Source organism: Streptomyces hoynatensis (genome assembly GCF_003626535.1).
GTDB classification, from domain to species: domain Bacteria; phylum Actinomycetota; class Actinomycetes; order Streptomycetales; family Streptomycetaceae; genus Streptomyces; species Streptomyces hoynatensis.
Window position 1 is genome coordinate 30,058 of the sequence record NZ_RBAL01000009.1, and the last position, 20,978, is coordinate 51,035.

General features: G+C 75.9%; 16 protein-coding genes. 3 read left to right on the forward strand and 13 right to left on the reverse strand.

The window, feature by feature from the left end; genetic code table 11:
• Positions 1-191 precede the first annotated feature (191 nt).
• Positions 192-1,190: an aldo/keto reductase gene (locus D7294_RS16725; RefSeq protein WP_120680482.1), complete on the forward strand. Its 999-nt coding sequence runs from the start codon at positions 192-194 to the stop codon at positions 1,188-1,190.
• 91 nt (positions 1,191-1,281) lie between these two features.
• Entirely contained in the window at positions 1,282-2,493 is a 1,212-nt protein-coding gene (locus tag D7294_RS16730) for a PQQ-dependent sugar dehydrogenase (protein ID WP_120680484.1), read from the forward strand.
• Positions 2,494-2,554: 61 nt separating this feature from the next.
• Here D7294_RS16730 and D7294_RS16735 read toward each other — a convergent pair whose 3' ends face one another.
• The 10 genes from D7294_RS16735 to D7294_RS16780 form a co-directional block, all read right to left on the reverse strand.
• On the reverse strand, positions 2,555-5,575 hold the full coding sequence (locus D7294_RS16735) for a helix-turn-helix transcriptional regulator (RefSeq protein WP_241562421.1): 3,021 nt from the start codon (positions 5,573-5,575) through the stop codon (positions 2,555-2,557).
• Positions 5,576-5,667: 92 nt separating this feature from the next.
• Positions 5,668-5,958 (reverse strand): hypothetical protein, encoded by a 291-nt coding sequence (locus D7294_RS16740; RefSeq protein WP_120680486.1) that lies wholly within the window; start codon positions 5,956-5,958, stop codon positions 5,668-5,670.
• A gap of 771 nt (positions 5,959-6,729) precedes the next feature.
• Positions 6,730-8,241 (reverse strand): Asp-tRNA(Asn)/Glu-tRNA(Gln) amidotransferase subunit GatB, encoded by a 1,512-nt coding sequence (gene gatB / locus D7294_RS16745; protein WP_120680488.1) that lies wholly within the window; start codon positions 8,239-8,241, stop codon positions 6,730-6,732.
• A gap of 3 nt (positions 8,242-8,244) precedes the next feature.
• Positions 8,245-8,466 carry a hypothetical protein gene (locus tag D7294_RS16750; RefSeq protein WP_120680490.1) on the reverse strand — a complete coding sequence of 74 codons (222 nt, stop codon included), beginning with the start codon at positions 8,464-8,466 and terminating at the stop codon, positions 8,245-8,247.
• On the reverse strand, positions 8,463-9,965 hold the full coding sequence (gene gatA / locus D7294_RS16755) for an Asp-tRNA(Asn)/Glu-tRNA(Gln) amidotransferase subunit GatA (protein ID WP_174248378.1): 1,503 nt from the start codon (positions 9,963-9,965) through the stop codon (positions 8,463-8,465). Before gatA ends, D7294_RS16750 begins: the two co-directional genes overlap by 4 nt.
• Before the next feature lie 11 nt (positions 9,966-9,976).
• Positions 9,977-10,273 carry an Asp-tRNA(Asn)/Glu-tRNA(Gln) amidotransferase subunit GatC gene (gatC, locus tag D7294_RS16760; protein WP_120680492.1) on the reverse strand — a complete coding sequence of 99 codons (297 nt, stop codon included), beginning with the start codon at positions 10,271-10,273 and terminating at the stop codon, positions 9,977-9,979.
• 109 nt (positions 10,274-10,382) lie between these two features.
• Positions 10,383-12,461, reverse strand: coding sequence for a putative bifunctional diguanylate cyclase/phosphodiesterase (locus tag D7294_RS16765; RefSeq protein ID WP_120680494.1), 2,079 nt, complete (start codon positions 12,459-12,461; stop codon positions 10,383-10,385).
• A 448-nt stretch (positions 12,462-12,909) separates the two neighbouring features.
• A complete protein-coding gene (ligA, locus tag D7294_RS16770; protein WP_120680496.1) occupies positions 12,910-15,180 on the reverse strand; it encodes an NAD-dependent DNA ligase LigA in 2,271 nt (756 codons plus the stop codon).
• A gap of 13 nt (positions 15,181-15,193) precedes the next feature.
• Positions 15,194-16,237, reverse strand: coding sequence for a methionine synthase (locus tag D7294_RS16775; RefSeq protein WP_241562422.1), 1,044 nt, complete (start codon positions 16,235-16,237; stop codon positions 15,194-15,196).
• A gap of 93 nt (positions 16,238-16,330) precedes the next feature.
• Positions 16,331-17,020, reverse strand: a complete 690-nt coding sequence (locus D7294_RS16780) for an SDR family oxidoreductase (RefSeq protein WP_120680500.1) — start codon at positions 17,018-17,020, stop codon at positions 16,331-16,333.
• A 155-nt stretch (positions 17,021-17,175) separates the two neighbouring features.
• Here D7294_RS16780 and D7294_RS16785 point away from each other — a divergent pair, with 155 nt between their 5' ends.
• A complete protein-coding gene (locus D7294_RS16785) occupies positions 17,176-17,985 on the forward strand; it encodes a carbon-nitrogen hydrolase family protein (RefSeq protein ID WP_120680890.1) in 810 nt (269 codons plus the stop codon).
• A 19-nt stretch (positions 17,986-18,004) separates the two neighbouring features.
• Here D7294_RS16785 and mnmA read toward each other — a convergent pair whose 3' ends face one another.
• The 3 genes from mnmA to D7294_RS16800 form a co-directional block, all read right to left on the reverse strand.
• Positions 18,005-19,147, reverse strand: a complete 1,143-nt coding sequence (gene mnmA / locus D7294_RS16790) for a tRNA 2-thiouridine(34) synthase MnmA (RefSeq protein WP_120680502.1) — start codon at positions 19,145-19,147, stop codon at positions 18,005-18,007.
• Positions 19,148-19,171: 24 nt separating this feature from the next.
• Positions 19,172-20,341 carry a cysteine desulfurase family protein gene (locus D7294_RS16795; RefSeq protein WP_120680504.1) on the reverse strand — a complete coding sequence of 390 codons (1,170 nt, stop codon included), beginning with the start codon at positions 20,339-20,341 and terminating at the stop codon, positions 19,172-19,174.
• Positions 20,342-20,413: 72 nt separating this feature from the next.
• Positions 20,414-20,596, reverse strand: coding sequence for a hypothetical protein (locus D7294_RS16800; RefSeq protein WP_147450846.1), 183 nt, complete (start codon positions 20,594-20,596; stop codon positions 20,414-20,416).
• Positions 20,597-20,978 lie beyond the last annotated feature (382 nt).

A 20,978-nucleotide genomic window follows, 5' to 3' on the forward strand; every position in this document is an offset into this window, starting at 1 on the left:
CCGCCCGTCCGGCCCACGGGTGCGTGGCGCCGCCGTCGGCCGGGGCGACTACGTTGGTGGGGGCCCGGTGGACGAACCGTGGCGGGCACGGCGGCGGCCGGCAGCCCGGGGGCCGGCGGCGGCACCCGTGGGGGGAGCCGACGGGGCGCCGGCGGGACGCGGCGGGGCGAGCCAGGGAAGGAACGGCGTCGGTGCGGTACAGATCTCTCGGCACGGGGGCGCTTACGGTGGGCGCCATCGGCCTCGGCTGCATGCCCATGAGCGCGGGCTACAGCGCCTCGGAACGGGACGGCGAGTCCTCGCTGCGCGCGGTGCACGCGGCGCTCGACGCGGGCTGCTCGCTGCTGGACACCGCCGACGTGTACGGCCCGTTCACCAACGAGCTGCTGCTCGGCCGGGTGCTGAAGGAGCGCCGCGGCGAGGTGTTCCTGGCCACGAAGGGCGGCCTGCTCTCCGGCGAGCAGCACCTGGTGGCCAACGGCAGCCCGGCGTACGTGCGCCGGGCCTGCGACGCCTCGCTGCGCCGCCTCCAGACGGACGTCATCGACCTCTACCAGCTGCACCGCGCCGACCCCGAGGTCCCGGTGGAGGAGACCTGGGGGGCGATGGCCGAGTTGGTGCGGGCGGGCAAGGTGCGGGCGCTCGGGCTGTGCGCGACCGAGGCGCGCGGGCGGCGGCGCGCGCCGGGAGAGGCGGCGTACGCGGCGACGCTGCGGCTGCTGGACAGGGTGCAGCGGGTGTTCCCGGTGAGCGCGGTGCAGGCGGAGCTCTCGGTGTGGTCCTGCGGCGCGCTGGAGTCCCTCGTGCCCTGGTGCGCGGCACACGGCGTGGGCTTCCTCGCGGCGATGCCGCTCGGCAGCGGCTTCCTGACCGGCACGCTGGTGCCGGGCGGCGGCTTCGAGCCGGACGACCTGCGGGCCAGGCACCCGCGGTTCACCGCGGAGATGATGGCCGCCAACCAGCCGGTCGTCGCCGGGCTGCGCCGGGTGGCGGAGCGCCACCCGGGGGCCACCCCGGCGCAGGTGGCGCTCGCCTGGCTGCTGGCGCAGGGCCCGCACGTGGTGCCGCTGCCAGGCACCAAGAAGGAGCGCTGGGCCAGGGAGAACGCCGCGGCGGCCGAACTCGCCCTCGGCGCCGCGGACCTGGCGGAGATCGGCGCGCTGCCGCAGGCCCGCGGGTCCTGGGAGTAGCCGCCCGTTTCCCGGGCACCGGGAAGGGGAGGCAGCCGTCCGCGCCATGGGCGCGGGAGCGGGAAGGCCCGACCGCCGGGAGGCTCCGCCGATGTGCCCACGCCACGCCCGCGGCGCCCGGCGGGCCGCCGGGGCGGTCCGCCGCGCCCGTCCCGTCCTCGGAGCGCTGGCGGCGCTCGCCCTGCTCGCCGGCTGCGGGGGCGGCGAGGCGGGCGGCGAGGCGGACCAGAGCCCGCGCCCGTCCGGGTCGAGCAGCGACCCCGCCCCGTCCTCTCCCGGCGCCTCCGCCGCCCCCGCCGAGGGCTCGGCCGAGGTGATCGCGACGGTGGCGCGCGGCCTGGACTCGCCCTGGGGCATCGCCCGGCTCCCCGGCGGCGACCTGCTGATCTGCTCGCGGGACGAGGGCACCCTCAGCCGGATCGCCGCCGGCTCGGGCGAGGTCACCGAGGTGGGGCGGGTGCCGGGCGTGACCCCGGGCGGCGAGGGCGGGCTGCTCGGCCTCGCGCTCGACCCCGGCTTCGCCTCCACCGGGCGCCTGTTCGTGTACTACACGACCCGCGGGGACAACCGCGTCACCTCCTTCCGCTACGACGCCACCGCACCCGCCGGCGAACGGCTCACCCGGCCCACGGACGTGCTGACCGGCATCCCCAGGGGCGAGGTCGTGCACAACGGCGGGCGGCTCGCCTTCGGGCCCGACGGCATGCTGTACGTCTCCACCGGGGACACCGACAACTCCGGCACCCTCTCCCAGGACCCGGACTCGCCGGCCGGCAAGATCCTCCGGATCGATCCCGCCACCGGCCGCCCGCCCGCGGACAATCCCGACCCGGACTCCCCCGTCTACTCGCTCGGCCACCGCAACGTGCAGGGCCTGGCCTGGGACGCCGAGGGGCGGCTGTGGGCCACCGAGTTCGGCGACCACTCCTTCGACGAGCTGAACCTGATCCGGCCCGGCGGCAACTACGGCTGGCCCCGGCAGGAGGGGCGCGGCGGCGAGGAGGAGGGCTTCGTGGACCCGGTCGAGCAGTGGCCGCCCGAGGCGGCCTCGCCCAGCGGGCTCGCCTACCAGCGCGGCTCGCTGTGGCTGACCGCCCTGCGCGGCGAACGGCTGTGGCGCGTCCCGCTCGACGGGGCGGAGCCCGCGGGGGAGCCGCAGTCCTTCCTCGAAGGGGAGTACGGCCGGCTGCGATCGGTGCTCGCCCTCGGCGAGGACCGGCTCCTGGTGGTGACCAACGAGACCGACAGCCGCGGCAGTCCGGCGGCGGGCGACGACCGGGTGCTGCTCGTCCGCGTCCGCTGAGCGGCGCGCCGGGGCGCCCCCGCCCGGCCCCCGGCCGCCCGGCGGGGCGCGGCCTGACCGCTCAGGCGGGCCCCTCGGTCCCGGCGCCGGTCAGGCCGCGGCCGCCGACGATGCCGAGCCGGTGCGCCAGGGCCGCGGCCTCGCCCCGGCTGCCCACCTCAAGCTTGGCCAGGATGTTGGACACGTGGACGCTGGCCGTCTTGGGCGAGATGAACAGCTCCTCGGCTATCCGGCGGTTGCTCCGCCCGGCCGCCACCAGCGCCAGCACGTCGCGCTCCCGCGGCGTCAGCCCGAAGGTCTCCGGCTCGCAGGACCCCGCGCTCTGCTCCTGCAGCGACAGCCGCCCGCGCTGGGCGAGGCGGGCCATCTCCGCCACCAGGGGCTCGGCGCCCAGGCCCGCGGCCACCGCGTGCGCCTGCGCGAGCAGCGCCCCGGCCCGCTCCCGCTCGCCCTCGGCGAGCAGCGCCTCCGCCAGCCTGGCCCGGCTCCTGGCCAGCTCGTACGGCCGGGTGAGCTCCTCGAACGCGGCGCAGGCGGCGGCCCAGTCCGCGACCTTGGCCGTCCCCTCGGCGCGGGCGGCCTCCGCCTCCACCATCAGCCCGTACGCCGCCCACACCGGATAGTCCCGGCGCAGCTCGGCCGCCAGGCCCCGGATGCGGGCGAGCGCCTCGGCGTGCCCCGGCTCGGCCGCGGGAACGCCCCGCGACTGGGACTCGGCGAGCACCGCGGCGTCCAGCATCGGCCAGGTGTAACAGCCGCAGCCAGGCGCGAGCCCGGCGTCGACGGCCTGCGCGAACAGCCGCCTGGCGTCGAGGATGCGGCCCTCGGCCGCGGCGAACGCGATGCGGTACTGGGCCGCGGGGTGCGCGTACTGCGGGGCCGGGCCCTCGTAGTAGCGGTGCGCCTCCTCCATCCGCTGCAGTCCCTCGCCGGCCGCGGCGAGATCGCCCTGGGCCAGGGCCAGCCTGACCAGCCGCTGGGCCGCCAGCGCCCTGGTCGTCGGGGTCCGCGCGTGCTTCCTCGCCTCCAGGGCGGCCGCCTTGGCCTCTTCCCACCGGCCGAGGGAGAACAGGGCGTCCGACCGGTTTCCCGAGATCCAGGACTGGGTGTCGCGCAGGCCGTACCGGTAGGCCATGCGCATGGCCTCCTCGGCGACCTCAAGCGCCTCCTCCGAGCGGCCCGTGGACTCCAGCAGCGACTGGAGGTTGATGTGGCTGCGGGTGAAGACGCCGACGAGGTCCTCGTCCTCCACCCGGCCGGCCACCTCCCGGAACACCGCGAAGCCCTCGTCCCCGCGGCCCGTCTCGACCAGCATCGCGGCCCGGCTCAGCCGCGCGTGCAGCCCGTCGAGCTCGTCGCCGACCTCCTCGCACAGCGCGACCGCGCGCTCGGCCACGGTCAGCGTGCCCGGCCCCGGCTCGTACACCGCGCCCCACACCGCGGCCTCGGTGACGACCCTGGCGTGCACCGGGGAGGGCGGCATGTCCTCGATCAGCTTCTGGGCCCTGGCCAGCTCCTCCCAGCCGTTGGAGCGGCCCAGGTTGCGCATCAGGCGGGAGCGCTCGGTCCAGAACCAGGCCTCGCGCAGCGGGTGGCCGCGCCCCTCCAGCGCCCGCAGCGCCCGCTTGATCAGCGAGACGCCGCGCTCCGGCTCGCCGGCGAACCGGGCCGCGAGCACCATCTCGGCGAGCAGGTCGAGCTGGCTGAGCACCTCGTCGCTGCAGTCGCACAGCGGGTAGGACTCGGCCTCCTCGGCGATCCGCAGGCTGGTGCGCAGCTCCATCGGGACGCTGTCCCACAGCTCGAGGGCGCGCTCCAGCAGGTGCAGCTGCTCGGCGTAGGCGTGCTGGCACCTGGCCCCCGTGGACGCCTTGAGCACCGCGGGCAGCGCCTTGGCCGGGTCGTGCGCGTGGTACCAGTAGCTCGCGAGGCGGGCCGGGAGGGCGCCGGGCGCCACCAGCCCGGGCTCGCGCTCCAGCGCCTCGGCGAACCGCCGCCTCAGCCGGGAGCGCTCGCCCGGCAGCAGGTCGTCGTCCACCGCCTCGCGCATCAGGGCGTGCCGGAAGCGGTAGGTGTCGTCCTCGTCGGCGTGCAGGATGCTGGCGCCCACGGCGGCGCGCAGCGCCTCGATCAGCTCGTCCTCGCCGAGCCCCGACACCGCGCGCAGCAGCCCGTACTCCACCTTGGAGCCGCCCTCGGCGACCAGCCGCACCACCCGCTGCGCCGTCTCGGGCAGGGCCTCGACGCGCACGAGCAGCAGGTCGCGCACCGAGTCGCTGAGCATGCCCTGCCCGTCGCCCGAGACGCTGGCGAGCTCCTCGACGAAGAAGGCGTTGCCGTCGGAGCGGAGGTAGACCTGCTCCCACAGCTCGGGCGAGGGCTCGGCGCCCAGGATGCCGCACAGCTGGCCGCGGACCTCCTCGCGCGAGAAGCGGGGCAGCTCAAGGCGCCGCACCGTCCGCAGCCGGTCCAGCTCGGCCAGGAAGGGCCGCAGCGGGTGGCGGCGGTGGATGTCGTCGGAGCGGTAGGTGGCCAGGAGCAGCAGCCGCCCGCGCTGGAGCGAGCGCAGCAGATAGCCCAGCAGGTCCCTGGTGGACTGGTCGGACCAGTGCAGGTCCTCGACCACGAGCACGAGCAGCCGCTCCTGGGCCAGCGTTTCGAGCAGCCGCGCGGTCAGCTCGAACAGCCGCCCCCTGACCTCGCCGTCCCACAGCGGATGCCCGCCGAGGGCCGGCCGCCCCAGCTCGGGGAGCAGCCGAGCCAGCTCGCCGCCGAACCCTCCGGCGGCCTGGCTCAGCTCCTCGCCGAGCTGGCGGTACAGGCCCCGCAGCACGGTGGACACGGGGGCGAACGCCATGCCCTCCGCGCCCACCTCCACGCAGACGCCGGTGGCGGTGACGGCGCCCGAGGTCCTGGCCCGGGTGAGGAACTCCTCCACGAGCCTGGACTTGCCCACCCCGGCCTCGCCGCCGATCACCGCCGCCTGAGGCGCCCCCTCCTCGGCCCGGGCCAGCGCCTCCTCCAGCGAGGCGCGCTCGGTGCCGCGGCCGATGAAGACGGGGCTGACCGTTCTGCTCTGCATGTCTCGCAGCATCGCACAGGCGACCGACAAAGGGGCAAGGCCGGGGGCCGGGCCGATTCCGGCGGCGTCCGCCGCCTCGCCGCCGCGCCCGCTCATGCGCCCGTGCCCCAGCGGAGCCGCCGCCCGCGGGGAGCCGCCGGCCCGGCGACCCGCGCGGCCTCGGTGTACTCCACGTCCGGGCGGCCCCTGCGCCCGATTCCCCTGCTGCCTCCCCTCTTCCTCGACGTCCCCGGGGTGTTCCCCGGGTCCTCGTGGGAGTCCTCGTGGGAGCCCTTGCGGGAAGCCTTGCCCGACTTCAGCACGCGGTTCGCCACCCGCTCCCGCTCCGCCTGCGCCAGCAGGTCGTCCATCCGCTGCTTGGCCAGGGCGAGTTCGTGATACACGGCCGTTCTCCTCGGTCTCGTTCGCCTCCGCTTTCCGGCTGCGGCCTCCTGGCCCCGCCGGTGACTCCACAGTCGTCCCCCAGGTGGGGCCGGCACATCGGGAACCTTGCGGGTCTTCGCGGCGCCCCGGTGCCTTAGGCCCCGGCGCGGTGGCCTCACGACGGGCCGCGGGGGGCCTTAGGCAGGCCCTGACGCCGTGAGTCCGGGGAAATCCGCAGGCAGGGGGTGCCTTACGGGGGCCTTAGGCGCCCGCGCCCCCGGGGGCGCGGGCGGGCCGGTGCGGCGCGGGGAACGCCCGTGCGTCGCACGGGGATACGGGTGCGGCGGCCGGAGAGGCCGGCCACGGCGCCCGCCGGGCCCCGCGCGCCGCCCCGGGGCGGCCGGGGGCCAGGGCGGCCCGGGCGGGGCCGCGGCGCAACGGGCGCTCGGGCGCGGCCGATGGAGCGCCAGGGGCCTCAACCGGGGCTCTCGCCCTGCCGGTTGGGCTCCGGGCCGGGACGGGCACGGTGCCGGGTCCGGGGCGGCCGGGGGCCCGTTCCCCGGCGGGTGGCGGCATGCACGGGCGCGTGCGGGCGGCGCGGGCGCGCGTGCGGGGCGGGCGCGTGCGGGGCGGGCGGGCGCGTGCGGGGCAGCACGCCCGCGCGGGGCGGGCCGCCGCATCGGGCGTCCGCCGCCCGTTCCCGGCCCGCGCCGGACAGGCGAAAGGCCCCGCCCGCCCGATGCGGGCGGACGGGGCCTCGGAGCGCCGCGTGGGCAAGCGCAGGCGGGGCCTCAGCCGCCGCTCACGCCCAGCCGTTCGAGGATGAGTTCCCTGGCCCTGGCGGCGTCCGCCTGGCCCCGGGTGGCCTTCATCACCGCGCCCACCAGGGCACCGGCCGCGGCGACCTTGCCGCCGCGCACCTTGTCGGCCACGGCCTGGTTGGCCGCGATGGCCTCGTCGACCGCCGCGCCGAGCGCGCCCTCGTCGGACACGATCCGCAGGCCGCGCTTCTCGACGACCTCGTCGGGCTCGCCCTCGCCCTCCAGCACGCCGTCGATGACCTGCCGGGCCAGCTTGTCGTTGAGCGAGCCCTCCGCCACCAGGGCGGCGACCCTGGCGACCTGGGCGGGCGCGATGGGCAGCCCGGCGAGTTCCACGCCGCGCTCGTTCGCCCGCCTGGCCAGCTCGCCAAGCCACCACTTGCGGGCCGCCGCGGCGTCCGCGCCGGCCTCGACGGTGGCGACGATCAGGTCGACGGCGCCCGCGTTGAGCGCGGACTGCATCTCGTGGGCGGAGATGCCCCACTCCTCACGGAGCCGGTTGCGCCGGGCGAGCGGGAGCTCGGGCAGCTCGGCGCGCAGCTTCTCCACCCACTCCCTGGCCGGGGCGAGCGGCACGAGGTCGGGCTCGGGGAAGTAGCGGTAGTCCTCCGCCTCCTCCTTGACCCGGCCCGAGGTGGTGGTGCCGTTCTCCTCGTGGAAGTGGCGGGTCTCCTGCACCACCGTGCCGCCGTCGGAGAGCACCCCGGCGTGCCGCTGGATCTCGAACCGCACCGCGCGCTCCACGCTGCGCAGCGAGTTGACGTTCTTCGTCTCGCTGCGGGTGCCGAAGGTCTCCCGGCCGTGCGGGCGCAGGCTCAGGTTGACGTCGCACCGCAGCTGGCCGAGCTCCATCCTGGCCTCGGAGACGCCGAGCGACCTGATCAGCTCGCGCAGCTCCGCCACGTAGGCGCGGGCGACCTCGGGCGCGCGCGCCCCGGCGCCGACGATCGGCTTGGTGACGATCTCGATCAGCGGGATGCCGGCGCGGTTGTAGTCGATCAGCGAGTGCGAGGCGCCGTGGATGCGGCCTGCCGCGCCGCCGATGTGGGTGGACTTGCCGGTGTCCTCCTCCATGTGGGCGCGCTCGATGCCCACCCGGAAGACCTCGCCGTCCTCCAGCTGCACGTCGAGGTGCCCGTCGTACGCGATGGGCTCGTCGTACTGGGAGGTCTGGAAGTTCTTCGGCATGTCCGGATAGAAGTAGTTCTTCCGGGCGAAGCGGCACCACTCGGCGATCTCGCAGCGGAGGGCCAGGCCGATCCTGATGGCCGACTCGACGCCGATCTCGTTCACCACGGGCAGCGAGCCGGGCAGGCCGAGGCAGGTCGGGCAGGTCTGGGAGTTCGGCTCGGCGCCCGGGGTGGTGGCGCAGCCGCAGAACATCTTGGTCTTGGTGCCGAGCTCGACATGGACCTCGAGGCCCATGACGGGGTCGAAGGCCGCGAGCGCCTCCTCGTACGGCACCAGCTCTGTGACGGTCACGGTCTACCTCTCGGAAGCTTCCTCTTGGTTCAGGCGGCGCAGGTCGCGGGCCAGCAGGGCGAGGCCGGTGACGACCGCCGCAGCCGAGATGACGGCGTCCGCGAGGCGCAGATTGTCACCCTCTTCCCTGGCGTCCCGCAGCTGCCTGGCGACGCTGAACGCGCCGAAGAGCGTGGTGCCGATCGACAGGTACGTGCTGGCCTTTGACTTGGGCTTCTTGCTCATAGGACGGGCGCCTCCTCCAGGATCGGGTGTCCCCAGCGTGCCTGGAACGCGGCCTCCACCGCGGCTCCCACGCGGTAGAGCCGGTCGTCGGCCATGGCCGGGGCGATGACCTGCAGGCCCACCGGGAGCCCGTCCTCCGGCGCGAGGCCGCAGGGCAGGGACAGCGCGGCGTTGCCCGCCAGGTTCACCGGGATGGTGCACAGATCGGCCAGATACATCGCCATCGGGTCGTCGACGCGCTCGCCGATGGCGAAGGCGGTGGTGGGGGTGGTCGGCGAGACCACGACGTCGACCTGCCCGAACGCCGCCGCGAAGTCGCGGGCGACCATCGTGCGGGCCTTCTGGGCGCTGCCGTAGTAGGCGTCGTAGTAGCCGGAGGACAGGGCGTAGGTGCCCAGCATGATGCGGCGCTTCACCTCGGGTCCGAAGCCCGCCTCGCGGGTGAGGGAGGTGACCTCCTCTGCCGACCTGGTGCCGTCGTCGCCGACGCGCAGGCCGTAGCGCATGGCGTCGAAGCGGGCCAGGTTGGAGGAGCACTCGGAGGGGGCGATGAGGTAGTAGGCCGCCAGGGCCTTGTCGAAGGAGGGGCAGGACAGCTCGACGATCTCGGCGCCCAGCTCCCGGAGCAGCTCGACGGCCTCCGCGAAGCGCTGGGTGACCCCGGCCTGGAAGCCCTCGCCGCCGAACTCCCTGACGACGCCGACGCGCAGCCCGGCGACCGAGCCGTTCCGCGCCGCCTCGACCACCGGGGGCACGGGGGCGTCAACCGAGGTGGAGTCCAGCGGGTCGTGACCCGCCATCACCTCGTGCAGCAGCGCGGCGTCCAGCACCGTGCGGGCGCAGGGGCCGCCCTGGTCGAGGGAGGAGGAGAAGGCGACCATGCCGTAGCGGGAGACGCCGCCGTAGGTGGGCTTGACGCCGACGGTGCCGGTGAGGGCGGCGGGCTGCCTGATGGAGCCGCCGGTGTCGGTGCCGATGGCCAGGGCCGCCTGGAAGGAGGCGAGCGAGGCGGCCGAGCCGCCGCCCGAGCCGCCGGGGACGCGGGTGAGGTCCCAGGGGTTGCCGGTGGGGCCGAAGGCGCTGTTCTCGGTGGAGGAGCCCATGGCGAACTCGTCCATGTTGGTCTTGCCGAGGAGCACCAGGCCGGCCTCCTTCAGCCGCCTGGTGACGGTGGCGTCGTAGGGCGGCAGCCAGCCGTCGAGGATCTTGGAGCCGACGGTGGTGGGCACGCCCTCGGTGGCGAAGATGTCCTTCATGGCCAGGGGCACGCCGGCCAGCGGTCCCAGCCGCTCCCCTGCGGCGCGCTTGGCGTCGACCGCCCTGGCCTGGGCGAGGGCGCCCTCGCGGTCCACGTGGAGGAAGGCGTGCACCTTCTCGTCCACGGCCTCGATGCGGGCCAGGTGCGCCTCGGTCACCTCGACGGCGCTCGTCGTGCCGTCGGCGATCCGCGCGGCGAGTTCGGCCGCCGTCAGCCGGGTCAGGCCGGCCGGGTCCTTCACGTCTGCCACGGTCACTCCTCCCCCAGGATCTGCGGCACCTTGAAACGCTGCTGCTCCTGGGCGGGGGCGCCGGACAGCGCCTGCTGCGCGGTGAGGCCCGGGCGGACCTCGTCGGCGCGCATGACGTTGGTCAGGGGCAGCGGGTGGGAGGTCGGCGGTACGTCCTCGGCGGCGACCTCGGAGACGCGGGCGACCGCGCCGATGATGTCGTCGAGCTGTCCGGCGAAGTGGTCGAGCTCCTCGTCGGTCAGCTCCAGACGCGCCAGCCGGGCGAGGTGGGCGACCTCCTCGCGCGTGATGCCGGGCATGTGGCGATCCTCTTGCTCGTCGCGGGTTTGCTGGGTCGGGGCAATCCTATGGCGCGCGGGAGGTGGGCGGCGCCCGGATTCCGGCCCGGCCGGGCGGGCCGGGGCGGGTTCAGCCGACGGCCTGCCCCTCGACGGGCACGTCCTCGGCCGGTCCTGGCCCGCCGGCGCGGGCGCGCAGCCAGGCCGTGGTCTCGGCGGCCGGCATCGCGGCGGCCACCAGCCAGCCCTGGACGGCGTCGCAGCCCAGGTCGCGCAGGCGTTCCCAGGTCTCGTCGTCCTCCACTCCCTCGGCGACGACGACCAGGCCGAGGGAGTGCGCGAGGTCGATGGTGCAGCGCACGATCTCGGCGTCCTCGCTGTCCACGGTGAGCCGGGCGACGAAGGAGCGGTCGATCTTCAGCTCGCTGACCGGGAGCCGGCGCAGGTGGACGAGGGAGGAGTAGCCGGTGCCGAAGTCGTCCAGGGACATCCGCACGCCGTGCCCGGTGAGCCCGGCCAGGGTGTCGGCCGCGAGCTGGGGGTCCTCCAGCATGACGTGTTCGGTGATCTCCAGCTGCAGCGAGCCGGGCGGGACGCCGTGCCGGGCGAGGCGGGCGGCCACGGTGCCGGCGAACCCGGGGCTGTGCACGTCGCGCGGGGAGACGTTGACCGCGACGGGGACGGTCAGCCCCTGCGCGCGCCAGCGGGCGAGCTGGCCGAGCGCGGTCTCCAGCACGTACTCGGTCAGCCGCGGCATGAGGCCCGAGGTCTCGGCGATGGCGATGAACTCGTCGGGCGGGACCTTGCCGCGCTCCGGATGCCGCCAGCGCAGCAGCGCCTCCAGGCCGGCGACGGCGCCGTCGAAGCGGACCTTGGGCTGGTAGTGCAGCTCGATCTCGCCCGTGTCGAGGGCGCGGCGCAGGTCGCCGAGCAGGGCGAGCCGGTCGGGGGTGTTGCCGTCGCGGGAGGCGTCGTAGACCTCGACGCCGCTGCGGTCGTTCTTCGCGTCGTACATCGCGACGTCCGCGCGCCGCAGCAGGCCCTCGGCCTCGGGGGCGTGTTCGGGGAAGACGGCTACCCCGGCGCTGGCCTCCACGACGAGGGTCAGGCCGCCCAGGTCGAGGGGGGCGCTGAGGGCGCCGACGAGGGCGCGGGCCGCGTGCTGGGCGCTGGTGACGGACTCCACGGCGGGGAGCAGGACGGCGAACTCGTCCCCGCCGAGCCTGGCGGCCTCGGCCCCGGGCGGCAGGCAGCCGCCGATGCGGTCGGCGACGCGCAGCAGCAGCTGATCGCCCGCGAGGTGGCCGAGGGTGTCGTTGACCGAGCGGAAGCTGTCGAGGTCGATGAGGAGCAACGCGGCCCGCTCGCCCGCCCGTTCGGCTTCGTCGAGGGCGCCCCTGGTGCGTTCGAGCAGCCACTGGCGGTTGGGGAGCCCGGTCAGCGGGTCGATCAGCTGGTCCTCGACGCGGGCCCGGGCCATCCAGAAGGTGAAGTCGAGGGCGATCAGCGGGACGGCGAACAGCGGGAGCAGCAGCGGCTTGCCCACGGCGACGACGACGATGAGCGGGGCGACGCACAGCAGGGCGAGCGCCATGAGCGCCTGCTTCAGCAGGGCGGTGCCCGCCATCGAGGGCAGCCCGCCCGGCGGGTCGCTGCTGAGCCAGTGCAGGGCGCGGGTGAGGACGAGGTAGGCCAGGGCGCCGAGGAGCAGCTGGAGGGCGGTGGTGGCCTCCCAGGCGGCGGGCTCCCAGCGGTGCTCGATGCTGGGCCGTTCGCCCCAGGCGGCGAGGACGAGGGCGGCCGCGCCGACGCCGAGGACGTCGATCGCCCCGTGCAGGAGGGCCTGCGGCCAGCGGTCGCGGCGGGCGGCGCCGGCCAGGGTGACCACGGAGAGGCTGACCAGGACGGCGGGCAGCCAGCCGTAGAGGAGCAGCATGGACAGGGCGAGCGCCGCGCCAGAGCCGCTGCCGAAACCCCACCAGCGGTCCCGGCCGAGGGCGACCAGGTGGGCGACGACGATGCCGGTGAGGAGGGCGAACCCCCAGCCGGGGCGGTCGCCGGGGAACAGGGCCTGCCCGTGGTCGAGGACCCGCAGCACGCCGATCAGGAGCGCGGCCGAGGCGGCGGCGAGCACGGCGGGCCTGACGTAGCGGGAGAGCCAGGCGTGGCCGCCTCCGGGAAGCCGTCTCCCTTCTGGGGCTGACTGCATACAGGTCCCTCTCACGGCCGCTCTCGCCGGCGCCCGGGGCAGGCGCACCACCCCACATTAGGCCGCTCGGCGCCGCCGGGGGCAGCGAACGGCACCGCGGACCGCGTGGCTTTCGGCCAGTCACATTCCTTTGGCAATACCGAGGGCATATGCCCCTGGCGTGCGAAGAACAAGCCTGCCGCCGCCGGAAAGTACGCTCCGCCACCGGTGCGCCACCCGCTCGCCACCGGCGCGCCAGGCCGGCGCGCCGGCGCCCTCGCCACCCCACGCCGCCCCCGCCCGGCACCGGGGCCGGCCGGAACCGGCCGCCGCCGGCGCGGCGGCTTCCCGCCCGCGGGACCGCCCTTGCCCGTGTCATGAGCACGCGACCGATTCCCGCGGCTCCCCCCGCGGGAACCACCCCCGGCGCCGCGCGCCTCCCCGGCCTCCCCCGGACCCGGCCCCCGGCCTACCCGGCCTCCCCCGGCCCGGACTCCGCGGTCTCGGCCACGTCCTCGGCCGGCTTCTCGGCCGGCTCCTCGGCCGGCTCCTCCTGCCCGGCGGGCAGCGCGGCCTGCCTGGCGGCCTCGGGGCCGCGCTCCAGCAGGACCTCGAAGCCCGCCTCGTCGAGCACGGGGACCTTCAGCTGGATCGCCTTGTCGTACTTGGAGCCCGGGCTCTCGCCGACGACCACGAAGCTCGTCTTCTTCGACACCGAGCCCGTCACCTTGGCGCCGCGGCTCACCAGCGCCTCCTTCGCGGCGTCCCGCGTGTACCCGCCGAGGGTGCCGGTGACCACCGCGGTGATCCCTTCGAGCGGGCGCGGCCCCGTGTCCTCGCCCCTCTCCTCGGCGAGCCTGACCCCGGCGGCCCGCCACCGCTCGACGATCTCGCGGTGCCAGTCCACGGCGAACCAGTCCTTCAGGGAGGCCGCGATGGTGGGACCGACGCCCTCGGTGGCCGCCAGCTCCTCCTCGTCGGCCGCCGCGATCCGGTCCAGCGAGCCGAACTCCCGGGCCAGCGCCTCCGCCGCCACCGGCCCGACGTGCCGGATCGACAGGCCGGTGAGGATGCGGGCGAGCGGGCGGGTCTTCGCCTCGCGGATGCCCTCCAGCAGGGCGAGCGTGTTCTTCTTCGGCTCGCCCTGCTTGGTGGCGAAGACCTCGGCCACCTTGGGCTCGCCCGTCTCCGGGTCCCGCTTGGGCAGGCCGGTGTCCTGGTCGAGCACGTAGGCCCGGATCGGCAGCAGGTCCTCCACCGTGAGGTCGAACAGGCCGCCCTCGTCCCGCAGCGGCGGCTCCGCCGGCTCCAGCGGCTGGGTCAGCGCGGTGGCGGCGACATAGCCGAAGTGGTCGATGTCCAGGCACCTGCGGCCCGCCAGGTAGAAGATCCGCTCGCGCAACTGGGCCGGGCAGGAACGGGCGTTGGGGCAGCGCAGGTCGACGTCCCCCTCCTTCATGGGCATCAGGGGCGTGCCGCACTCCGGGCACTGCGCGGGCATCACGAACTCCCGCTCCGAGCCGTCCCGCAGGTCGGCCACCGGGCCGAGGATCTCGGGGATCACGTCGCCCGCCTTGCGCAGCGCCACCGTGTCCCCGATCAGCACGCCCTTGGCCTTGACGACCTCCTGGTTGTGCAGGGTGGCGAACTCCACCTCGGAGCCGGCCACGGTGACCGGCTCGACCACCGCGTAGGGGGTGACCCGGCCGGTGCGGCCGACGCCCACCCTGATGTCGAGCAGCCTGGTGTTGACCTCCTCCGGCGGGTACTTCCAGGCGATGGCCCAGCGCGGGGCGCGGGAGGTGCTGCCGAGCCTGCCCTGGAGCGGGACCTGGTCGACCTTGACCACCACCCCGTCGATCTCGTGCTCCACCGCGTGCCGGTGCTCGCCGTAGTAGGCGATGAACTCCCGCACGCCCTCGATGGAGTCGACCACCCTGGCGGCCCGCGCGGTCGGCAGGCCCCAGCCCTTGAGCAGCCCGTACGCCTCCGACAGCCGGTCGATGCGCAGGCCCTCCCTGGCCCCGATGCCGTGCACCACCATCTGCAGCGGCCGGCTCGCGGTGATCTTGGGGTCCTTCTGGCGCAGGGAGCCCGCCGCCGCGTTGCGCGGGTTGGCGAAGGGGCGCTCGCCTGCCTCGACCAGCCGCGCGTTCAGCTCCTCGAAGCGGGCCATCGGGAAGAAGACCTCGCCGCGCACCTCCACCAGGTCCGGAATGTCCGCTCCGGTGAGGCGGTTGGGCACCTCCTCGATGGTGCGGACGTTGGGCGTGATGTCCTCGCCGGTGCGGCCGTCCCCGCGGGTGGCGGCGCGGGTGAGCCTGCCGTGCTCGTAGGTCAGGTTGACCGCGAGGCCGTCCACCTTCAGCTCGCACAGGAACTGGTACGGGATGCCGCTGAGCTCCTCGGCGATCCGGTCCGCCCAGGCGTCGAGCTCGGCGTCGTCGAAGGCGTTGTCCAGGGAGAGCATGCGCTCGCGGTGCGCGACGGAGGTGAACTCGGTCTCGTACGCCCCCGCCACCTTCTGCGTGGGCGAGTCCGGGGTGCACAGCTCGGGGTGCTCCCGCTCCAGCTCCTGGAGCTCCCGCAGCAGCCGGTCGAACTCCGCATCGCTGATGACCGGCGTCTTCACGTAGTACCGGAAGCGGTGCTCCTCGACCTGCTCGGCGAGCCGCGCGTGCCGCTCGCGCGCCTGCGCGGGCACGGCGGACTTCCGCTCGGCAGACCCTTCGCCAGCCATGGACTCTCTCCCGTCACTCAGGGTTGTCCGCGAGGGATCTCGCGGCCCGGACGCAGTGCGTCAGCGCCGCCCGCGCATACGCCGGGGAGGCACCCGCGAGCCCGCACGCCGGAGTGACCGTGACGGCCTGTGCGAGGAGCCCGGGGGAAAGCCCCAGCCTGCGCCAAAGCGACCTGACTCCACCGACAGTACCGGCCGGGTCTGACAACGCCGCCTCCCCTGGCGCCGCCCCCTGGCCGCCGGCCGGCACCACCCCGGCGAACAGGGCGAGCCCGCCCTCCACCGCCTCGCCGATCGCCTCGTCCTCACTCTCGGTGAGCAGGCCGAAGTCGAAGGAGACCGCCGTCGCCCCGGCCCGCGCGAGCAGCCCGAACGGCACCCGCGGCGCGCAGCTGTGCACCACCACCGGGTCGCCGCCGGCGACCGCCACCACCGCGCGCAGGGTCTCCTCGACGAGCGCGCGGTCCACCGGCTCGTGGCGGCGGTAGCCGCTCGCGGTGGGCACCCGGCCGGTCAGCACGGCCGTCAGCGAGGGCTCGTCGAGCTGGAGCACCACGCGCGCCCCCGGCACCCGGCGGCGCACCTCGGCGAGGTGGCCGCGCAGCCCCTCGGCCAGCGACTCGGCCAGGTCCCTGCGGGCGCCCGGGTCGCCCAGCATCGCCTCGCCGTTGCGCCGCTCCAGCGCGGCGGCCAGCGTCCAGGGGCCGACCGCGGAGACCTTCAGCGGCCCCTCGTACCCTTGGGTGAACTCCTCCAGCGCGTCGAGGTCCTCGCGCAGCCAGGCCCGCGCCCTGCGGGTGTCGCGGCCGGGCCGGTCGCCGATCCGCCAGCCGCTCGGCTCCAGGCGCGCGAACAGCTCGGCCAGCAGGCCCGCCGTCCGCCCGATCAGGTCCGCGCCCGGCCCGCGGGCCGGCAGCTCGGGCAGGAAGGGCAGGTGCGTGGGTCCCTCAAGCGAGCCGGTGACGATCCGTGCGGTCTCCCGCGCGTCCTGGCCCGGCATCGAACCCACCCCGGTCGCGGCGGCCGGGCCCCAGGGGAACTCAACTGTCTCGGTCACCCCCGCAGCGTACGGCGGCCGGGCCGCGCGGCGATCCGCGGCCGGGCGCGACCGGGGCGTACGGGGGCGGGCCGGCGCGGCAGGGGCGGGCGGTCAGCCGGCGGGGCGCACGCTCAGGTCGGTGATCTCGGCGCCCGGCGGCAGGTCGAGGGCGGTGAGCACGGTGGTGGCCACCGAGTCCGCCGTCAGCCAGCGCTCCGGGTCGTACTCCCTGCCCTCCTGCCGGTGCACCTTCTCCTGCATCGGGGTCGCGGTACGGCCCGGGTAGACGGTGGTCACCCGCACCCCGTGTGCGGCCTCCTCCCCGCGCAGCGCGTCGGCCAGGGCGCGCAGCCCGTGCTTGCTGGCGGCGTACGCGGCCCAGTTCGGGTGGGCCCGCAGCCCGGCGCCCGAGTTGACGAACACCACGTGGCCGCGGGCGGCGCGCAGCTGCGGCAACAGCAGCCGGGTCAGCTCGGCAGGGGCGACGAGGTTGGCCGCGAGCGTGGCCTGCCACACGGCGGGGGTCAACTCGCCGACGGGGGCGAGCTCGACGACGCCCGCCGCGTGCAGCAGGGAGTCGACGCGCTCGGGCGGCGACTGGTGGCCGAGCGCCCAGGACAGCCGCTCGGGCACGGCCAGGTCGCCCACCAGGGTCCCGGCGCCGGGGAAACGCTCCGCGAGCTCCCTGGCGCGCCCCGCGTCGCGGGCCCACAGCCACAGCTCGTCCCCCCGCTCGGCCAGCCGCCCGGCGAGGGCCGCGCCGATGCCGGAACCCGCCCCTGTGATCACATGCGTTGCCATAGGACCATGGTCTCCCACGGCCCGCGCGGAGCCGGCGGCGGCCGTCGCCGCCGGGGCCGCGCGCCGGCGAACCGAGCAACCGGGCAACCGGGCAACCGGGCAACCGGGCAACCGAGCAACCGAGCAACCGACGAGGAGGTCCCCGGGTGGGAGAGGTGCGCGTGGCGGTGTGCCAGCTGGCGGCGGACGTCTCGCCGACGGCCAACCTGGCCACCGTCTCGGAACGGGTGCGGGCCGCCGCCGAGGCGGGGGCCGGGGCGGTGGTCTTCCCCGAGGCGACGATGGCGAGGTTCGGCATCCCGCTCGGGCCGGTGGCCGAGCCGCTCGACGGGCCGTGGGCAACGGGGGTGCGCGAGGCCGCGGCGCGCGCCGGAGTGCTGGTCGTCGCCGGGATGTTCACGCCGGCGCCCGACGGGCGGGTGCGCAACACCCTGCTGATCACCGGCCGTGGCGTGGACACCCACTACGACAAGCTGCACCTCTACGACGCCTTCGGCTTCGCCGAGTCCGCGACGGTCGCGCCCGGGGACCGGACGGTGCTGGCGGACCTGGACGGGGTGCGGCTGGGGTTCGCCACCTGCTACGACGTGCGGTTCCCCGGGCTGTTCACGCGGCTCGCGGACCAGGGGGCGCAGGCCGTCCTGCTGCCCGCCTCCTGGGGCGCCGGCCCCGGCAAGCGGGAGCAGTGGGAGGTGCTGGTGCGCGCCCGGGCGCTGGACAGCACCTGCTGGGTGGTCGCGGCCGGGCAGGCCGACCCCGCCACCGTGGGGAAGCCCCCGGCGGGCCGGGCGCCCACCGGCATCGGCCACAGCATGGTGGTCTCCCCGCTCGGCGAGGTCAGGGCCAGGCTCGGGGCGGCCCCCGGCCTGCTGCTGCACACCCTGGACGCGGCCGAGACGGACCGGGCCCGCGCGGCCGTCCCGGTGCTGGCCAACCGCCGCCGCGACCTGGAGTCGCCCGCCTGAACGCGCCGCGGGCGGCGGCTCAGGCGACGTGCGCGGTGCGGCGCTCGGTGGCGGCGATGGTGGCGGAACCCACCACCCTGCTCCCGTCGTACAGGACGATCGCCTGCCCAGGGGCGACGCCGCGGACCGGGCTGGCGAAACGCACCCGCAGCTCCTCGCCTGCGAGTTCGGCCGTCACCGGCGTCTCCCCGCCGTGGGCGCGCAGCTGCGCGGTGTACGCGCCGGGCCCGGTGGGCGTCCGGCCACACCAGCGGGGGCGGATTCCGGTCAGCGCGACCACGTCGAGGGACTCGGCGGGGCCGACCGTGACCCGGTTGTCCACCGGCGAGATGTCGAGCACGTAGCGCGGCTTCCCGTCGGGGGCCGGATGCCCCAGCCGCAGGCCGCGGCGCTGGCCGATGGTGAAGCCGTGCGCGCCCTGGTGGGTGCCCACCACGCGGCCGTCCTCGTCCACGATCTCGCCCTCGGCGCTGCCGAGCCGCCCGGCCAGAAAGCCCCGGGTGTCGCCGTCGGCGATGAAGCAGATGTCGTGGCTGTCCGGCTTCCTGGCCACCGCGAGCCCCCGGCGCTGGGCCTCGGCCCTGATCTCCGCCTTGGTGGCCCGGGTGTCGCCCAGCGGGAACATGGCGTGGGCCAGCTGCCGCTGGTCGAGCACCCCGAGCACGTAGCTCTGGTCCTTGTCCTGGTCGGCGGACCTGTGCAGCTCCCGCTCGCCGTCCGCGCCGCGCCGCACGGTGGCGTAGTGGCCGGTGCACACCGCGTCGAAGCCGAGCGCGAGCGCCTTGTCGAGCAGCGCCGCGAACTTGATCTTCTCGTTGCAGCGCAGGCACGGGTTGGGCGTGCGCCCCGCCCGGTACTCGGCGACGAAGTCGTCCACCACGTCGGCGCGGAAGCGCTCGGCCAGGTCCCACACGTAGAAGGGGATGCCGATGACGTCGGCGGCGCGCCTGGCGTCGCGGGAGTCCTCCAGGGTGCAGCAGCCGCGCGCGCCGGTGCGGAAGGACTGCGGGTTCGCGGAGAGGGCGAGGTGGACGCCGGTCACCTCGTGCCCGGCCTCGGCGGCCCTGGCGGCGGCGACGGCGGAGTCCACGCCGCCCGACATGGCGGCCAGCACCCGCAGGGGGCGCCGGGCCCGGCCCGGCTCGCGGTGGGTCTCGGTCATCACGCCTCAAGCCTACGCGCCGGTTCAGGTCAGGCCGGCCGCGCGGGCCCGCCGCACCGCGGGGCCGATGGCCTCGGCGAGCGCGGCCACGTCCTCCTTGACCGAGGTGTGGCCGAGCGAGAACCGCAGGGTGCCGCGGGCGAGTTCGCGGTCGGCCCCGGCGGCGAGCAGCACGTGGCTGGGCTGCGCGACGCCCGCGGTGCAGGCCGAGCCGGTGGAGCACTCGATGCCCTGGGCGTCGAGCAGCAGCAGCAGCGAGTCGCCCTCACAGCCGGGAAAGGCGAAGTGCGCGTTGCCCGGCAGCCGCCCGGCCGGGTCCGGGTCCCCGCCGAGCACGGCGTCGGGAACGGCCGCCAGGACCGCGGCGATCAGCTCGTCGCGCAGCGCGCCGATCTCCCGGGCGAACCGCTCGCGGCGGGCCACGGCCAGCTCGGCGGCCACCGCGAAGGCGGTCACGGCGGGCACATCCAGGGTGCCGGAGCGGATCTCCCGCTCCTGGCCGCCGCCGTGCAGCACGGGCGTGGGGCTCCACTCCCGGCCCAGGAGCAGGGCGCCGATGCCGTAGGGGCCGCCGATCTTGTGCCCGGAGACGGTGACCGCGGCGAGCGGGCAGGCCCCGAAGTCCACCGGGAGCTGGCCGACGGCCTGGACCGCGTCGGCGTGCATCGGGATGCCGTACTCCGCGGCCACGGCGGCGAGTTCGGCCACCGGCTGGACGGTGCCTATCTCGTTGTTGGCCCACATGACGGTGACCAGGGCGACCTCGTCAGGGCCGCGCTCGACGGCCGCGCGCAGGGCGTCCGGGTGCACCCGGCCGTAACGGTCCACCGGCAGCCAGTCGACGGTGGCCCCCTCGTGGTCGGCGAGCCACTGGACGGCGTCGAGCACGGCGTGGTGCTCCACGGGGCTGGCCAGCACCCGGGTGCGGCGGGGGTCGGCGTCCCTGCGGGCCCAGTACAGGCCCTTGACCGCCAGGTTGTCCGCCTCGGTGCCGCCCGCGGTGAAGACCACCTCGCTCGGCAGGGCGCCGAGCGCGCCGGCGAGCGACTCCCGCGCCTCCTCGACGGCGCGCCGCGCCCGCCTTCCCGAGCCGTGCAGCGCGGAGGCGTTGCCGGTGCGGGCCAGCTGCTCGGTCATCGCCGCGATGGCCTCGGGAAGCATCGGCGTGGTGGCGGCGTGGTCGAAGTACGGCATGGTGGGGCCGATTCTACGAGCAGGGCGGGCGGGGACCGGACCCGCGGGTCCGCTTCCCCGGCCGGCGCCGGCTCAGCTGAGCGCGCCGAGCCGGGTCAGCTCCTGGGCGCAGCGCACGGCGTCCTCCTCGCGTTCGAAGAGCGCGGCGCGCGGGTGGTGGCTGCCCGGGTCGGGGTCGGGAACGTGGGCGAGGTGCCCCTCGTCGGAGACGACGTACCAGCCGCGGTCCGCACTGTGCCGTGCCTCGTAGCGCATGGCGGAACCGTACTGCCCCGGGACCCGCCCGGCCACCCGGCCCCGCGCGCCTCAGGCGGGCCAGTAGAGCGTCTCGGCACGGGCCCAGTCCACGGTCGCCTCGCCCTCGCCGTTGCTCAGCACCTCCACGCGCAGGCGGCCCTTGCGGCTGCCGGAGAGGAAGCCCGTCCAGGTGTGCGAGAAGTGCCCCTCGCCCGCGTCGTGGACCGGGGAGCTGATGGGCAGGCTGCCGGTGCGCTCGTAGCCGCCGTCGTCCCGCTCGCGGTACTCGGCCAGCCGGATCTGGAACTCCTGCCCCGCGGCCAGCCCCCGCACCCGCACGCCGACCGAGGCCGTGTAGTAGGCGGGGCCGACCAGGATGGAGGGCTGGGGGTCGCGGCTG

Bases quoted from the DNA above. Each gene is read 5' to 3' on its own strand.
- D7294_RS16765 (WP_120680494.1), bottom strand. From the start codon at position 12,461: ATGCAGTCAGCCCCAGAAGGGAGACGGCTTCCCGGAGGCGGCCACGCC.
- D7294_RS16735 (WP_241562421.1), bottom strand. From the start codon at position 5,575: ATGCAGAGCAGAACGGTCAGCCCCGTCTTCATCGGCCGCGGCACCGAG.
- mnmA (WP_120680502.1), bottom strand. From the start codon at position 19,147: ATGACCGAGACCCACCGCGAGCCGGGCCGGGCCCGGCGCCCCCTGCGG.
- D7294_RS16730 (WP_120680484.1), top strand. From the start codon at position 1,282: ATGTGCCCACGCCACGCCCGCGGCGCCCGGCGGGCCGCCGGGGCGGTC.
- D7294_RS16795 (WP_120680504.1), bottom strand. From the start codon at position 20,341: ATGCCGTACTTCGACCACGCCGCCACCACGCCGATGCTTCCCGAGGCC.
- gatC (WP_120680492.1), bottom strand. From the start codon at position 10,273: ATGCCCGGCATCACGCGCGAGGAGGTCGCCCACCTCGCCCGGCTGGCG.
- D7294_RS16750 (WP_120680490.1), bottom strand. From the start codon at position 8,466: ATGAGCAAGAAGCCCAAGTCAAAGGCCAGCACGTACCTGTCGATCGGC.
- D7294_RS16780 (WP_120680500.1), bottom strand. From the start codon at position 17,020: ATGGCAACGCATGTGATCACAGGGGCGGGTTCCGGCATCGGCGCGGCC.
- ligA (WP_120680496.1), bottom strand. From the start codon at position 15,180: ATGGCTGGCGAAGGGTCTGCCGAGCGGAAGTCCGCCGTGCCCGCGCAG.
- D7294_RS16800 (WP_147450846.1), bottom strand. From the start codon at position 20,596: ATGCGCTACGAGGCACGGCACAGTGCGGACCGCGGCTGGTACGTCGTC.